This is a genomic window from Sphingomonas sp. (genome assembly GCF_035714405.1).
Classification (GTDB): Bacteria; Pseudomonadota; Alphaproteobacteria; order Sphingomonadales; family Sphingomonadaceae; genus Sphingomonas.
Map to the genome: position 1 here is coordinate 1 of NZ_DASTMA010000020.1, position 13,202 is coordinate 13,202.

At 68.0% G+C, this 13,202-nt stretch carries 19 protein-coding genes and 1 riboswitch; of the genes, 7 read left to right on the forward strand and 12 right to left on the reverse strand.

The window, feature by feature from the left end:
• From VFQ64_RS12250 to VFQ64_RS12260, 3 genes are all read left to right on the forward strand, one after another.
• Positions 1-689 (forward strand): ferritin-like domain-containing protein (locus VFQ64_RS12250; RefSeq protein WP_325103616.1); only part of this gene is annotated, 689 nt, incomplete at its 5' end.
• Between the two features lie 120 nt (positions 690-809).
• Positions 810-917, forward strand: a riboswitch (TPP riboswitch).
• Positions 918-955: 38 nt separating this feature from the next.
• A complete protein-coding gene (thiC, locus tag VFQ64_RS12255; RefSeq protein ID WP_325103617.1) occupies positions 956-2,797 on the forward strand; it encodes a phosphomethylpyrimidine synthase ThiC in 1,842 nt (613 codons plus the stop codon).
• A gap of 24 nt (positions 2,798-2,821) precedes the next feature.
• Positions 2,822-3,736, forward strand: coding sequence for an HrgA protein (locus VFQ64_RS12260; protein ID WP_325103618.1), 915 nt, complete (start codon positions 2,822-2,824; stop codon positions 3,734-3,736).
• Positions 3,737-3,767: 31 nt separating this feature from the next.
• Here VFQ64_RS12260 and VFQ64_RS12265 read toward each other — a convergent pair whose 3' ends face one another.
• Genes VFQ64_RS12265 through VFQ64_RS12275 form a run of 3 tightly spaced genes read right to left on the reverse strand, consistent with a single transcriptional unit; the run spans position 3,768 to position 4,475 of the window.
• Positions 3,768-3,965 (reverse strand): type II toxin-antitoxin system YoeB family toxin, encoded by a 198-nt coding sequence (locus VFQ64_RS12265; protein ID WP_325103619.1) that lies wholly within the window; start codon positions 3,963-3,965, stop codon positions 3,768-3,770.
• Complete coding sequence (locus tag VFQ64_RS12270) at positions 3,946-4,236, reverse strand: type II toxin-antitoxin system RelE/ParE family toxin (RefSeq protein WP_325103620.1); 291 nt, start codon at positions 4,234-4,236, stop codon at positions 3,946-3,948. Before VFQ64_RS12270 ends, VFQ64_RS12265 begins: the two co-directional genes overlap by 20 nt.
• Positions 4,233-4,475, reverse strand: a complete 243-nt coding sequence (locus tag VFQ64_RS12275; RefSeq protein WP_325103621.1) for a type II toxin-antitoxin system ParD family antitoxin — start codon at positions 4,473-4,475, stop codon at positions 4,233-4,235. The genes VFQ64_RS12270 and VFQ64_RS12275 overlap by 4 nt, the downstream gene beginning before the upstream one ends.
• Positions 4,476-4,579: 104 nt before the next feature.
• Between VFQ64_RS12275 and VFQ64_RS12280 the strand changes: the two genes are divergently transcribed.
• Positions 4,580-4,987, forward strand: coding sequence for a VOC family protein (locus tag VFQ64_RS12280; RefSeq protein ID WP_325103622.1), 408 nt, complete (start codon positions 4,580-4,582; stop codon positions 4,985-4,987).
• Here VFQ64_RS12280 and VFQ64_RS12285 read toward each other — a convergent pair.
• A complete protein-coding gene (locus VFQ64_RS12285) occupies positions 4,971-5,207 on the reverse strand; it encodes a DUF3253 domain-containing protein (RefSeq protein WP_325103623.1) in 237 nt (78 codons plus the stop codon). The two genes, VFQ64_RS12280 and VFQ64_RS12285, sit on opposite strands and share 17 nt — an antisense overlap.
• A gap of 58 nt (positions 5,208-5,265) precedes the next feature.
• Here VFQ64_RS12285 and VFQ64_RS12290 point away from each other — a divergent pair, with 58 nt between their 5' ends.
• Together VFQ64_RS12290 and VFQ64_RS12295 are read left to right on the forward strand one after the other, a co-directional pair.
• Entirely contained in the window at positions 5,266-6,114 is an 849-nt protein-coding gene (locus VFQ64_RS12290; RefSeq protein ID WP_325103624.1) for a hypothetical protein, read from the forward strand.
• Between the two features lie 115 nt (positions 6,115-6,229).
• Entirely contained in the window at positions 6,230-6,559 is a 330-nt protein-coding gene (locus VFQ64_RS12295; RefSeq protein ID WP_414712899.1) for a zf-TFIIB domain-containing protein, read from the forward strand.
• Between the two features lie 120 nt (positions 6,560-6,679).
• On the opposite strand, the gene VFQ64_RS12300 is transcribed toward VFQ64_RS12295, so the two are convergent.
• The 5 genes from VFQ64_RS12300 to VFQ64_RS12320 form a co-directional block, all read right to left on the reverse strand.
• Complete coding sequence (locus VFQ64_RS12300) at positions 6,680-7,132, reverse strand: hypothetical protein (RefSeq protein ID WP_325103626.1); 453 nt, start codon at positions 7,130-7,132, stop codon at positions 6,680-6,682.
• 68 nt (positions 7,133-7,200) lie between these two features.
• Complete coding sequence (locus VFQ64_RS12305) at positions 7,201-7,632, reverse strand: pyridoxamine 5'-phosphate oxidase family protein (RefSeq protein ID WP_325103627.1); 432 nt, start codon at positions 7,630-7,632, stop codon at positions 7,201-7,203.
• Positions 7,633-7,685: 53 nt separating this feature from the next.
• Entirely contained in the window at positions 7,686-7,814 is a 129-nt protein-coding gene (locus tag VFQ64_RS12310; RefSeq protein WP_325103628.1) for a hypothetical protein, read from the reverse strand.
• A gap of 67 nt (positions 7,815-7,881) precedes the next feature.
• A complete protein-coding gene (locus VFQ64_RS12315; RefSeq protein ID WP_414712900.1) occupies positions 7,882-8,538 on the reverse strand; it encodes a COQ9 family protein in 657 nt (218 codons plus the stop codon).
• A gap of 5 nt (positions 8,539-8,543) precedes the next feature.
• Positions 8,544-9,482, reverse strand: coding sequence for a DMT family transporter (locus VFQ64_RS12320; protein WP_325103630.1), 939 nt, complete (start codon positions 9,480-9,482; stop codon positions 8,544-8,546).
• A 52-nt stretch (positions 9,483-9,534) separates the two neighbouring features.
• Here VFQ64_RS12320 and VFQ64_RS12325 point away from each other — a divergent pair, with 52 nt between their 5' ends.
• A complete protein-coding gene (locus tag VFQ64_RS12325; RefSeq protein WP_325103631.1) occupies positions 9,535-10,608 on the forward strand; it encodes an alkene reductase in 1,074 nt (357 codons plus the stop codon).
• A gap of 111 nt (positions 10,609-10,719) precedes the next feature.
• Here VFQ64_RS12325 and VFQ64_RS12330 read toward each other — a convergent pair whose 3' ends face one another.
• The 3 genes from VFQ64_RS12330 to VFQ64_RS12340 are packed head-to-tail and all read right to left on the reverse strand — an operon-like array spanning position 10,720 to position 13,117.
• Positions 10,720-12,084 (reverse strand): cytochrome P450, encoded by a 1,365-nt coding sequence (locus tag VFQ64_RS12330; protein ID WP_325103632.1) that lies wholly within the window; start codon positions 12,082-12,084, stop codon positions 10,720-10,722.
• A 2-nt stretch (positions 12,085-12,086) separates the two neighbouring features.
• Positions 12,087-12,614: a YceD family protein gene (locus VFQ64_RS12335; RefSeq protein ID WP_325103633.1), complete on the reverse strand. Its 528-nt coding sequence runs from the start codon at positions 12,612-12,614 to the stop codon at positions 12,087-12,089.
• Positions 12,611-13,117: a ubiquinol-cytochrome C chaperone family protein gene (locus VFQ64_RS12340; RefSeq protein ID WP_414712901.1), complete on the reverse strand. Its 507-nt coding sequence runs from the start codon at positions 13,115-13,117 to the stop codon at positions 12,611-12,613. Before VFQ64_RS12340 ends, VFQ64_RS12335 begins: the two co-directional genes overlap by 4 nt.
• Positions 13,118-13,202: the final 85 nt, after the last annotated feature.

Sequence of the window (13,202 nt, forward strand, 5' to 3'; positions counted from 1 at the left end):
ATCCGGTAATTGCGCAATATGCGCGCGAGATCGCCGCGGACGAGATTGCACATATAACGTTCTTGCGTAACGCGCTCGGCGGGGTTGCGGCGGCGCAGCCCACGATCAATCTCTCGGGCAGTGCGACCGTAACCGCCCCCGGCATCGCTGCGGTCGGGGCGTTCACCGCCGCTGCGCGCGCGGCCGGCGTGGTCGGTCCGAACGAAATCTTTGATCCATTCGCCAATGACATCAATTTTCTGATCGGGTCTTACCTGCTCACGGATGTCGGCGTTTCTGCCTATCGGGGTTCAGCCAGGCTTCTTCAGGCCAACAAGGTATTTCTGGAGGCGTCGGCCGGCATTCTCGCGACTGAAGCATATCACGATGGCGTCATTCGTGCGTCGATCTACGCGCGCGGCATCGCTGTGACACCGCCACTGATCAACAATCAGACGGTGTTCCAGGTTGTGCAGAAGATCTCGGACTCGCGTGATGTGCTGGACGGTCCACTCGATCTCGACCAGGGTATCGGTGACGCAACCACGGCCAACCTCGTGCCGACCGATGCCAACGGCCTGACCCTCGGCCGTACGGCGCCGCAGGTGCTGAATGTCGTATATCAGAGCCTCCAGCCGGTCACCGGCGGCGGCTTCTTTCCGGCGGGCGTCAACGGCGCGATCAGGACGTCGTCGAACGGCGGCGCCTGATATTGCTGCGGTCGGATCGCGCAAACGACCCGGCCACGGCAGTGGCCTTCGGTAGTGGGGCTGGGTGGCATTCCGCCCGGCCCCTTTTTCTTTGCCTGACCGCAACCAACCGCCTATCCTCGACCATCCCCGGGGAGCCTGCATGGGCTGAGAGGCAGGCGTTGCGCCCTGCGACCCGCTGAACCTGATCCGGTTGATACCGGCGGAGGGAGGGAGCGGTCCGCGCCAGCAGTCCGTGTCTCGCTCCGGCATCTGGAGCACGACGCATGGCCGATTACGAAGCCCCACAGGTCACCACCGGCCCGATCCGCGGCAGCCGCAAAGTCCATGTCGGCCCCCACCGCGTAGCGATGCGCGAGATCGTGCTGGAGCCGTCGTGTGGCGAGCCGCCCCTGCGCGTCTACGACCCGTCCGGCCCCTATACCGACCCGGACGCACGGATCGACATCGGCGCCGGCCTGCCGCAGCGCCGCCGCGACTGGATTGTCGCGCGCGGCGACGTCGAGAGCTACGACCGCCGCGAGACGAAGCCCGAGGACAACGGCCAACTCGGCCCCGACCGCTCCGGCGGCGTCCAGCCCTTCCCCAACGTCGTCCGCCGCCCCCTGCGCGCCAAGGCCGGCGCCAACGTCAGCCAGATGCACTATGCCCGCCGGGGCATCATCACGCCCGAGATGGAATATGTCGCCGTCCGCGAGAATATCGGCCGCGAGGCGATCGCCGGCCACATCCGCGACGGCCAGGATTTCGGGGCGTCGATCCCCGACCACGTCACCCCCGAATTCGTCCGGTCCGAGGTCGCGCGCGGCCGCGCCATCATTCCCAACAACATCAACCACCCCGAAACCGAGCCGATGGCGATCGGCCGCAACTTCCTGGTCAAGATCAACGCCAATATCGGCAACTCGGCAGTCGCGTCCGATGTGGCGAAGGAGGTCGACAAGCTCGTCTGGTCGATCCGCTGGGGCGCGGACACGGTCATGGACCTGTCGACGGGGCGCAACATCCACGACACGCGCGAATGGATCATCCGCAACTCGCCCGTGCCGATCGGCACCGTCCCCATCTATCAGGCGCTGGAAAAGGTCGGCGGTATCGCCGAGGAGCTGACCTGGGAGATCTTCCGCGACACGCTGATCGAGCAGGCCGAGCAGGGCGTCGATTACTTCACCATCCACGCCGGCGTCCGCCTGCCCTATGTCCCGCTCACCGCCAAGCGCGTGACCGGCATCGTCAGCCGCGGCGGCTCGATCATGGCGAAATGGTGCCTCAGCCACCACAAGGAATCGTTCCTCTACGAGCGCTTCGACGAGATCACCGAGATCATGAAGGCGTATGACATCGCCTATTCGCTCGGCGACGGCCTGCGCCCGGGCAGCATCGCCGACGCCAATGACGAGGCGCAGTTCGCCGAATTGTACACGCTGGGCGAGCTGACCAAGCGCGCCTGGGCGCAGGACGTCCAGGTCATGATCGAGGGCCCCGGCCATGTGCCGATGCACAAGATCAAGGAGAATATGGACAAGCAGCTCGAGGCGTGCGGCGAGGCGCCCTTCTATACGCTCGGGCCCCTCACCACCGACATTGCGCCCGGCTACGACCACATCACCAGCGGCATCGGCGCCGCGATGATCGGCTGGTACGGCACCGCGATGCTCTGTTACGTCACCCCCAAGGAGCATCTGGGCCTCCCCGATCGCGACGACGTCAAGGTCGGCGTGGTGACCTACAAGCTCGCCGCCCATGCCGCCGACCTGGCGAAGGGCCACCCCGCCGCGAAGCTGCGCGACGACGCGGTCAGCCGCGCCAGGTTCGACTTCCGCTGGCGCGACCAGTTCAACCTGTCGCTCGACCCCGACACCGCCGAGCAATATCACGACCAGACCCTGCCGGCGGAGGGCGCCAAGACCGCCCATTTCTGCTCGATGTGCGGCCCGAAATTCTGCTCGATGAAGATCACGCAAGAGGTGAGGGATTTCGCCGCGAAGCAGAACGCGCCAGTGGAGACGTTCGTGGCGGTGGAGAACGCCGAGGCCGGGATGGCGGGGATGAGCGAGCGGTTTAGGGAGAAGGGCGGGGAGGTTTACCTGCCGGCTAAGTCCGCTTAGCCTTTTAGCTCTACGGGAGCACTCATGGCGCTAAATCTACGAGAGCGGGTATTCGAGCTACTGAAAAGCAGGGAGGAGGAGCGGTTCAAAGCACGAGAGATAGCTGAGTGGATTCATCGTACCTATCCGGCTGAAACAGCTGACAAGATTGCAAGAAGCACGTTTCTTAAAACAGAAGGCGCGCTTCTCAGCCAAATTGTTTCTGAAATCGGCGCAAATCGGCCAGCTTGGCAACAGCGTTTCCCAAGCTTGAGAACCACCGAGGGTCGACCTAGGCGGTACTACTGGACAGAGAAAAGTGAAGAGGCGGAGATCGAGGAGGCAGAGAAACCCTCGGCAATCGTAAAGGCGGCGACTGATGCGGTGCACGGCGCAAACGTGCTCGAACGTGACCTCTACCCGCTTCTCATGGAGTTCATCGGTTCGGAGTTTGGAGCGAGCGCTTTTCGCATCAACGAGGCAACCGCATCAAACAAGAAAGGTCCAGGTGCCAACAAATGGCTCTATCCTGACATCGTTGCGTTGGAAGCGCTCACAAGGGGCCTAAATAAGGAAGTTATAGAAGCTGTACGCCACAGCGGTGAGCGACGAGCCCGCCTCTGGTCCTTTGAAGTTAAGCGATTGCTGAACCGTTCTAACGTGCGAGAAGCATATTTTCAGGCAGTCTCCAATTCATCCTGGGCCAGCTTCGGCTACCTTGCCGCAGCCGAGATCGAAGGAGCGGACACACTGAAGGAAATTCAGATGCTTTACGCCGTACATGGGATTGGACTGGTCGAAATCGACATGGCGAGTCCGACAGAAAGCGTCGTGCGTATACCCGCCCGAGAAAAGCTGACGATAGAATGGTCAATGTGCAGCAGGTTAGCCGACGAGAACAAGGATTACAGCCAGTTCATGCGGAGGGTGCGGCAGTTCTACCAAACGGGCGACCTATAGTGCCGGTAGTGCCAGCTTTCTAGCAGGCTACTCAATAATGATACCGGCACTGCGCCACTTCCAACGCCTGCGCCTCGCCCTTGCCGGTGACCTGATACATCAGCCGATGCTCGGACGTGATCCGACGTGGCCACCAGTCCTTGAGATTACCCTCCAGCGGCTGTGGCTTGCGCCCCTCGCATTCAGCGACAAGGCCATTGCTCAGTACTTCACAAATGCCGCTGCACATCCATCGCCTGGTGCAGCACCCTCCTGATGATCACCGCATCGTCCGTCACATCATAGTAGAGCCGGTGCCGCCCGCACGGAAAGCTGCGGATCGGCGGGCGTACCCAGTCATGGACCGGCCCGATCTGCGGATGCTCCGCCAGCAGAGCATAGGCGCTTTCGAAGCGGCGCAGATACGCCTCCGCCGCCGCTGCGCCGAACTGCTCGACGCCATAGTCATAGATCGCATCGAGGTCGGCACTCGCCGCCTCGCTCACCTCGACCCGCGTCAACGCCCCGCGTGACGCCGCCGGCCGTCCGCGATGATGTCCTCGATCGTGCGCTCGCTGATCGGCGAGGCGCGGCCATCGTCGATCGCCGCCTGCAATCGTGCCCGCTGCTCGCCATGCTCCCGGTCGCGTCGGACGACATCACGAACATAGTCCGATGCATCGACGAAGCGCCCCTCCGTCGCCTGCAACCGCGCCCAATCGCTGAGATCGTCGGGAAGGGAGACGTTCACCTGCGCCATCCGAGCAAGGTACGGCGGCCGGCGCGCACTTTCAACGAAAACCCCGTTTCGTACAAAGTGACTCTGCCACTTTATAGAGCCGTTTAATCTGCTCACGGTGGGCCATGCACCTCGCCCACCTCACCCTCCTCGTCCGCGACTATGACGAAGCCCTCGCCTTCTACATCGACAAGCTCGGCTTCGACCTCGTCGAGGACACCGCCGAACCGGGCAAACGCTGGGTCACCATCCGCCCGTCCAACGCGCCGCCGCACGCCACCACCATCCTCCTCGCCCGCGCCACCACGCCCGAACAGCACGCCGCCATCGGCGACCAGACCGGCGGCCGCGTCGCCTTCTTCCTCCACGCCGACGATTTCGCCCGTGACCACGCCCGATTCACCGCGGCGCACGTCGAGTGGGTCCGCCCGCCCGCCACGCACGCCTATGGCACCGTCGCGGTGTTCCGCGACCTCTATGCCAACCTCTGGGACCTGATCGGCCCCACACCCGCTCCTAACCCGCCCGCCTGATCCGGTACGGCCCCTCGCGCCGCGCCAGATCGACGCCCTTCCAGCTCAGCCGCACCTGCCCCTCCGCCACCAGCGCGTCGACCGCCGCATGCACCGCCGGCATCGCCGCGCACCACTCCGCGCCGCCCACCACCCGCGCCACCTCGCTCGGACACACCGACCCCGCACGACCGCTCACCAGCGCCATCACCGCCCGCCGGGCCGCCGCTTCAAGGTCCACCGCCGTCACCTGAAAATCCCCTGTCCTACAACCCGCCACCTATGGCCTAGACTCCCGGATGACCGACTCATCCGATCCCCGACCCGCGCCGGGCACTGCGCTGGCCGCCACCGACACGGCCGATACCGTCCCGGACTACAACCCCGACGACTATCGCTGGGTCCCCGTTCGCCGCCGCCGGCGGGTCGACGGCTGGACCGAGGAGAAGCAGCGCCGCTTCATCGAGATCCTCGCCGACACCGGCCTGGTCGGCCACGCCGCCAAGGCGGTCGGGATGACGCGTGAGAGCGCCTATCGCCTGCGCCGCGCGCCCCATGCCGGCGCCTTTGCCCGCGCCTGGGACGCCGCGCGCCAGCATGCCGGCGGGCTGATCGAGGACATCGCCTTCGAACGCGCGATCGAGGGCGTCGAGCAGGACGTCTATGACGGCAACGGCAATGTCGTCGCGGCCAAGCTGGTCCACGACAACCGCCTACTCAGATACCTGCTCTCCCGTCTCAAGCCCGAACGCTACGGCACGATTGCGACCGGCGCGACGACCGCGCCGCCGCCCGCCCTGGCGCTCGAGCAGAGCCTGCGCGCAATGGAACCGGCGCTGCCGGCGCCACCCGAACAGCTGCTCGGGTGTGCGGAGCTCGCGCACGAACTGGACCTCGCCGATCGATGCGACGGCGAGCTGCCGCATTTCCTGCGCGAGCAGCGCCCGCTCCGGACCGATGCGCAGGTCGCCGCCGACGCGGCCGCGGCACGTTCCGCCCGCGGCGCGGCCGCCTTGGCGAGGCAGGAGCAGGGGCACACGCTCACCGAGGAGGAGTTCGCCGACATGTGCTTCCACCTCGACCCGGTCGGCAATGCCGGCCGCCGCCGCCGGTCGCGCGACGATGCAGGGAGCGTGAACTTAGTGTGACCTTTCGCGACGGCCCATTCGCCGGCTCGGGAGTCTCCCAGCCGGCGAGGGGCGGAGGCGCTGACCTTGTCGCGCTGGCCGTGCGCGCACATCTATCGATCGGATCAAGAGAGGAATGTCCATGCCCGGCCCCATGACCTGCCCCGTCGACGGCGCGACGCTGACCATGAGCGAGCGGCAGGGGATCGAGATCGACTATTGCCCCACCTGCCGCGGCGTCTGGCTCGACCGCGGCGAGCTCGACAAGATCATCGAGCGCTCGGAAGCGTCGCAACCCCAGCCGCAACCCGCGCCACAGCCGCAATACGCGCCACCGCCGCCGCAGCAACAGCCCTGGGGCAACCAGCCCGGCTATCCGCCGCAGCAGCACGGCCAGTCCTATGGCCACGGCAAGCCCTATTACGGCAAGCGCAAGAAGTCGTTCCTGGAGGAGTTGTTCGACTAGAGCCTGACGCGCAACTGCTCGATCATGGTTCCCCGGCGGAAGCCGGGGCCCAGTCGGCCGCGCCGCGGACTGGCCCCCGACGTCCGTCGCGGAGGTGCTCAGGCCAAGCTGGATCAGGCCCTAGAAAATCTTACCCGCCAGGATCGCGGCCCACACCACTGCCGTCGCGGCGCCGCCCGCGAGCGTCCAGCGCACCCCATGGCGCAGCGAGCGTTCCTGCCCGTCGAGCGAGCGGACAAACGCGGCGAACAGGCGCTGCCGCAGCGTCAGGTCGGCGGCGTCGCTGCCCGCGCGGTCGAATTCCTCGCCGATCAGCAACGCGCGCAGGCACAGCACGCTCGACCAGCCGATCGGCGCCACGCCGAGCAGGTTGGCGATCGTCAGCACCGGCTGCGTCGCGGCGTCGATGCTGAGCGGCGCGCCGGGCGAGACCGAGACGGGATAGGTGCCGATCGTCGCCACCAGCGCGTTGAACGCGAGCAGCGCCGACAGCCGCACCGACAGGTCGAGGTCGCGGTTCTGCAGCCAGCCGAGCTCCGCCGCGAACGCCGGGTCGGGCGGATCGCCGTGCATCGCCTGAAATGCACGGAAGCGGCGACGGAACGAGCCGGGCGCCCGCCGCGCCGGATCAGGCTCGCCGGTCAGACGACCACCTCGCCCTCGTCCTCGCCGTCCCAATAGTGCAGCCGCTCGGCATGAACGCGCATCAGCACCAGCCCCGGCGTGTCGATCCCCTGTGGCCACCAGCGCTCCAGCTCCTTGTGCCAGTGCGCCGCGAATTGAGCCTTGTCGCGGTTGATCTCGCCGCGCCCTTCGACCGTGACGAAGAACGGCCGCACGCCGAGCAGCCCGGCCTTGGCCTGGAAGCCCAGGCCGACCGCCGGCCGTGCCGCGATGTCGCTGACCAGTCGCGCGTCGCCATCGGCGAAGAACCAGCAGTCGCCGTCGAACGCGACCTCACGGTTGTTGCTCATCGGCCGGCCGCTGATCGCGCCGTTGTCCGTCACGGTCGACAGCGTACAGAAGTCGATGTCGCGCATCATTTCGGCGAGTTCGGACAGGGTCTTGGGCATCGCGTACTCCTCTAACCCAGATCAAACGCGCCCGCCCGCGCGAGGCTCCCCGCTCAGCTCTTCAGCGTGGTGATCCCGACCGGCTGGCCCTTGGTGGAGGGGTTGGAGGCGTTCTGCTTGGGCGGCTTCTCCGCCTTGGGCTTGCGCGCTTCCTTGGACTTCTTCTGCTGACCCTTGGCCATATCCGGTTCCTCGCGAGCGGGAGGCTCGCACCTCATCTACACCTTCGCGCCGCCGCCGCCAACGCGCCTATACCGCCGGATAGCGCAATCTACCGACGAAGCGCGACAGGCTCGGCATCCGCTCGCCGCGCTTCAGGAACCCCGCCTTGGCCTTTTCAAAGCGCATGATGCCGTCGATCCGCCGCGCCAGGAACGCGCGGGTGTCGGCATGGTCCTCGCTCTCGTCGTCGAGGAAGACGGTGACGGTAGCGCCGTAGACCCCGAGCAGGATCGTGCGCTTGGTATAGTGGTTGTAGTCGACCGCGGTGTCGCCGGCGGCGCGCCAGATCGTGTCGACCGTCCGCCACCCCAGCCGCGCGGCGCGGACGACGTTCTGCGGCAGCGCCAGCACGGCGAGCGCGCGGCGCAGCGCCTCGCGGTCGGGTGCCATCGCGGTCAGTCGCGCCTCGACCAGGCCGGCGATCCGCTCGCGCATCTTCATCACCGCCAACGTCTCGGCCGGCAGCGCGTCCAGCATCGTCCGGTCGACGTGTCCGAACCAGGCGTCGATCATGTCGACCGCGCCGCCGGGAAAGGCGAGCTTCGCCACGCCCGGATCGACACCGTGCGCCTCGGCGGCCATGGTCAGCGCCTCGTCGCCCCAGCCGTCGAAGGCGGCGTTGGCGGCGATCTCCGGCGCGAGTCCCTCGCGCACCTCGTCCAGCGTCCAGTCCCCGGAATGCATAGTGGTCATCGCGCCTCCTGCGTCTTCAGATGGTCGCCGGCCGCAGTCGGCGCAACCTCGCCGCGCCGCACCAGCACCAGCGCGACCGCGACCAGGACCGCGCCGACCAGCTCGGTCGCGGTCAGCCGCTCGGCATAAACCAGCCAGCCGATCGACGCCGCCACCACCGGCTGGATCAACAGCGCCAGCCCGACGACGAGCGGCGACAGCCGACCCAGCGCATAGATCATGCAACCCTGCCCCAGCACCTGGCTGACCAGCGCCAGCCCGATCAGCGGCGTCCAGTCGGCGGGCAGCACCCGCTCGCCGAGCATCACCGCGAACACCAGGATCGGCAGGCAGCTCGCCAGCGTCGACAGCGCCAGCGCCGACAACGGCGCCATGCGCTCCCGCGCCCGCGCCATCAGGATGAAATAGACGGTGTAGAGGATGCCCGCTGCAAGGCAGAGCAGGTCGCCTGCCAGGTTGCGCGCGTCGAGGCGGTAGCTTTGCCCCATCAACAGCGCCGCCCCCGCCGCGGCGAGCGCCAGCGCCAGCGCCTGCCCCCGCGTCGGCCAGGCGCGCGCGACCAGGAACCCCCAGATCGGGAACATCAGGATCGCGCAATTGCCGAACAGCGTCGCGTTGGCGAGCGTGGTGCGCAGGATGCCGAGATGCCAGCTCGCCAGGTCGGCGGCAAAGGCGATGCCCGCCCCGCCCAGTGCCCACCACAATGCCCGGTCGAGCCGCCCCGGTCGCGCGCCGCTCCCCAGCGCCAGCGCCACCAGGAACGGCGCGCCCAGCGCCAGCCGCCAGAAACCCGATGCCACGGGGCCGGTATCCGCCAGCCGCACGAACCAGGGCCCGAAGGCGAGCGCGACATTGGCGACGATCAGCGCCGCAAAGGGCAGGGCGGTCGAGCTTGGGCCCGCGACAGCTAATCTTTCGGCGGCGGCCTCGTGCATGGCGCTCCCTAGCGCCCTATCTCCGCGCCTGACACCCTGTCACGGAGCGCCCATGCCCACCTTGTTCGATCCCATCCAGCTCGGCGACATCGCCGCCGCCAACCGCATCGTCATGGCGCCGCTGACGCGCGGCCGCTCGACTGCGGACCATGTCCCTACCGAACTGATGATCGACTATTACCGCCAACGCGCCGGCGCGGGCCTGATCATCTCCGAGGGCACCGGCGTCAGCCGCCGCGGGCTCGGCTGGCCCGCCGCGCCGGGACTGTGGACCGAGCCTCAGGTCGAGGCATGGAAGCCGGTGACCGAAGCGGTCCACCAGGCAGGCGGCAAGATCGTCGCGCAGCTGTGGCACATGGGCCGCCTGTCGCGACCGGACGTTACGGGGGTGACGCCGCTCTCCTCCTCCGCGACGCGCGCGCCCTATCACAAGCCGGAGAACCCCTATGCGCAAGCGCAGGCGGCGACGCGCGACGATATCGCCCGGGCGCAGGACGAATACGCCGACAGCGCCCGCAACGCGATCCGCGCCGGATTCGACGGGGTGCAGCTGCACGGCGCCAATGGCTATCTGATCGACCAGTTCCTGCGCGACGGCACCAATCTGCGCGACGACGACTATGGCGGCTCGCCGGAAAACCGCATCCGCTTCATGCGCGAGGCGGTCGCGCGGGTCGTCGACGCGATCGGCGCGGGGCGCACCGGCATCCGCCTGTCGCCCAATGGCGAGACGCAAGGGGCGGACGATTCCGATCCGGCCGCCGTCTTCATCCCCGCGGCCCGCGCGCTCGACGATCTCGGCATCGCCTTTCTGGAGCTGCGCGAACAGAAGCCCGAGGGCACCTTCGGCAAGACGGACGTGCCCAAGTTGAGCCCGCAAATCCGCGAGGCATTCTCCGGCCCCCTGATCCTCAATCAGGATTACAGCTTCGAAGAAGGGCAGGCGGATGTCGAGGGCGGCCGCGCCGACGCGATCGCCTGGGGCCGCGCCTTCATCGCCAATCCCGACCTGCCCGAGCGCTTCCGCCAGGGCGCGCCGATTGCCAAGGACAATATGCGGACCTGGTACACGCCGGGGCCGGAGGGTTACACGGACTACCCGGCGCTGGAGGCGGCTGTGATCTAGGCAGCCCTCCGTCTCCGGCGAAAGCCGGGGCCCAGATGCGGTCATCCTACAAACCTCGGCGCTAGCTTCCGACGCGGCCGACTGGGCCCCGGCTTCCGCCGGGGAGGGCAGCTATTGCGAGGCGAGCACCAACTCCATCGGCAACCCGTCCTTCGGCCGCGGGATCGGGAAATACTGCCAAGCCTTCCCCGCATCCCCCTCCAACGCGATGCGATGCCCCCGCAACAGGTGCGCGACCAGCAGCCGGATCTGCATCGTCGCGAAGTGCAACCCGATGCACATGTGCGCGCCGCCGCCGAACGGCACCCAGGCGAAGCGATGCCGCCCGCGTGACGCCTCGGGCGTGAAGCGCAGCGGATCGAAGCGCGCCGGCGCGTCCCAGTAATCGGGCAAGTGGTGGGTCATGCCGACGCTGATCCCCACCTGGCACCCGGCGGGGATCCGGAACCCGCCAAACTCGAAGTCGCGCAACGCGCGGCGCGGCAGCGACGGCACCGGCGGCACGATCCGCAGCGCTTCCTTGAACGCCCACTCGGTCTCGACCAGCCGTTCGAGCTGGTCCGGATAGGCGCCGTCCAGCCCTGCGACCTCCGCCGCCAGCCGCTCCTGCCACTCCGGGTTGCGCCCCAGCAGCATGACGAGCGACGTCGCGGACGAGGTGATGGTGTCGTGCGCCGCCATCATCAGGAAGTTCATGTGGTCCGCGATCGCCGCGGGCGACAGCGGCTGGCCCGCCTCGTCGGTCGCGCGGCAGAAGTGCGAAAAGAAGTCCTGCCCGCCGCCTGCGCGCCGCTTGGGCACCTCGCGTTCGAACAGCTCGATCAGGTAGCGCCGCCCGTCCACGCCCTTCTTCATCGCGGTGCCCGGCCACGGCCGCCGGATCGGCGTGACCGAGGCCTGCACCTCGTCGACGAATGCCTGGTTGACCGCCTTCGCCTCGGCGCCCAGCTCCATGCCCAGGAAGCAGTCGGCGGCGAGATCGAGGCTGAGCTGCTTGATCGCGTCGTAGAAGCGGAACGTGCCGCCCTCCGCCCAACGCGCCACCGCCCGCGCGATGCCTTGGTCCAGGCGGTGCGCATAATGCCGCATCGGCTCCGGCTTGAACGCGACGTTCAGCACCCGGCGCTCGGCCCGATGATGGTCGAAGTCCATCAGCATCAGCCCGCGCGGGAACAGCAGGTTGAGCAGCGGCCCCCAGCCCTGTTCGGACGAGAACAGCTTGTCCTTGTCCATCAGCACCAGCTCGTTGGCGTCGGCGCCGAGCAGCATCACCGTATGTTCGCCGAAGGTGTGGTTGCGGTACACGCGGCCGTGCTTCGCCACCATCGCGTCGCCGAATGCCTTGGGATCGCGCAGCATCTTCAGCGTGTTGCCGATGAACGGCAGCCCGTCCTCGCCCGGCAGCGCCCGCAGCGAGCGTTTGGGCAGCCGCGGCAGCCAGTGCGGATTGGCGGCATGGGTGTGGGCGAGGGCCATGTTCATTCCTCCAGCTTGCGCTTCAGGTCCGCGAGCGCGGAGGCGAGCGGCCCGCCGACCTCGCTTTCGTCCATCACCCCCGCCGCGGCCAGCTTCGCCGCCGCGTCCGGGCTGCGCGGGAAAGGATCGAGCGCCAGCGCCAGCGTCTCCGCCGCCGCCTCCCCCAGGTCGATGATGCCGTCCTCGATCGGCAGCGTGTCGAGCGCGTCGGGGGAAAGCTCGACCTCCTCGTCACCCGCCAGCAATTCGGGCACGAAGCGCAAGGACACCGCCTCGTCGACCGTCGCCGGCAGCGGCTCACCGGTCGCCGAGCAGGCCTGCACCACCGCGCCCGTCACCCGCCCGGTGGCGATCACCCCGCCTGCTTCCGCCCGCAACGTGAACTCCGCCTCCAGCCGCTCCACCCCGATCAGGTCGAACCGCCGCGCCAAGCCTGCGCGCTCGCGTTCGTCGGCGGCGATGCGGACGCTGCGTTCGCGCGCGCCGATCGTGTCGATCCGCTCCGCCCGACTGAATTCAGGCGCGGTCACGACAGCTCGCCCGCGATCACCGCCGCCAGCGGCGCCGCCGCCAAGGCTTCGCGCAGTCGCCCCAGCTCGGCCACGACATGCCCCAGCGCCGTCGGCGTTGGGGCCTGCGTTCGATACAGGTTGCGCACCAGCGCCGGGCCGACATCGCCCGCCGCCCAGCCGTCGCGATAGGCGCCCAGCCGCCCGCCCAGCATCGCCATCATGTTGCCGACCCGCTTGCCGACCACCACGTCGCCGACGCCCGCCTGACGCAGCTGGCTGTCCATGTCCTCGACGAACCGCTCGGTGAGCCGCGCCGCGGTCTCGGCCCCCGCGGGCTCGCGTTCCAGCCGCAGCAGTACGGTGGAGAGCACCGCAGCAACCATGTCGAACCGGCCGTCGACCGTGTCGGGCACCGCGCCCTCGACATACCAGTGCGGCGCGCGGGCACGAGCGACCACCGCCTGGTACAAAGGCGCGGCCTCGTGCCCGCGTTCACCAAACAGCCTGCCCAGCCAGCCCAACTTCTTGCCCGTCCCGTCCCACTCGCGTAATCGCGGCTGTGTATCGGTCCGCGTTGCCACCCGGACCCCGTAGCCGCAAGCGTTC

What these genes read in the sequence shown, in the direction of transcription:
- VFQ64_RS12295 (WP_414712899.1), top strand. Translation starts at nt 6,230, where the DNA reads ATGTCCATGCCCGGCCCCATGACCTGCCCCGTCGACGGCGCGACGCTG.
- VFQ64_RS12325 (WP_325103631.1), top strand. Translation starts at nt 9,535, where the DNA reads ATGCCCACCTTGTTCGATCCCATCCAGCTCGGCGACATCGCCGCCGCC.
- VFQ64_RS12310 (WP_325103628.1), bottom strand. Translation starts at nt 7,814, where the DNA reads ATGGCCAAGGGTCAGCAGAAGAAGTCCAAGGAAGCGCGCAAGCCCAAG.
- VFQ64_RS12275 (WP_325103621.1), bottom strand. Translation starts at nt 4,475, where the DNA reads ATGGCGCAGGTGAACGTCTCCCTTCCCGACGATCTCAGCGATTGGGCG.
- VFQ64_RS12265 (WP_325103619.1), bottom strand. Translation starts at nt 3,965, where the DNA reads ATGTGCAGCGGCATTTGTGAAGTACTGAGCAATGGCCTTGTCGCTGAA.
- VFQ64_RS12260 (WP_325103618.1), top strand. Translation starts at nt 2,822, where the DNA reads ATGGCGCTAAATCTACGAGAGCGGGTATTCGAGCTACTGAAAAGCAGG.
- VFQ64_RS12330 (WP_325103632.1), bottom strand. Translation starts at nt 12,084, where the DNA reads ATGGCCCTCGCCCACACCCATGCCGCCAATCCGCACTGGCTGCCGCGG.
- thiC (WP_325103617.1), top strand. Translation starts at nt 956, where the DNA reads ATGGCCGATTACGAAGCCCCACAGGTCACCACCGGCCCGATCCGCGGC.
- VFQ64_RS12290 (WP_325103624.1), top strand. Translation starts at nt 5,266, where the DNA reads ATGACCGACTCATCCGATCCCCGACCCGCGCCGGGCACTGCGCTGGCC.
- VFQ64_RS12305 (WP_325103627.1), bottom strand. Translation starts at nt 7,632, where the DNA reads ATGCCCAAGACCCTGTCCGAACTCGCCGAAATGATGCGCGACATCGAC.
- VFQ64_RS12320 (WP_325103630.1), bottom strand. Translation starts at nt 9,482, where the DNA reads ATGCACGAGGCCGCCGCCGAAAGATTAGCTGTCGCGGGCCCAAGCTCG.
- VFQ64_RS12315 (WP_414712900.1), bottom strand. Translation starts at nt 8,538, where the DNA reads ATGCATTCCGGGGACTGGACGCTGGACGAGGTGCGCGAGGGACTCGCG.
- VFQ64_RS12300 (WP_325103626.1), bottom strand. Translation starts at nt 7,132, where the DNA reads ATGCACGGCGATCCGCCCGACCCGGCGTTCGCGGCGGAGCTCGGCTGG.
- VFQ64_RS12280 (WP_325103622.1), top strand. Translation starts at nt 4,580, where the DNA reads ATGCACCTCGCCCACCTCACCCTCCTCGTCCGCGACTATGACGAAGCC.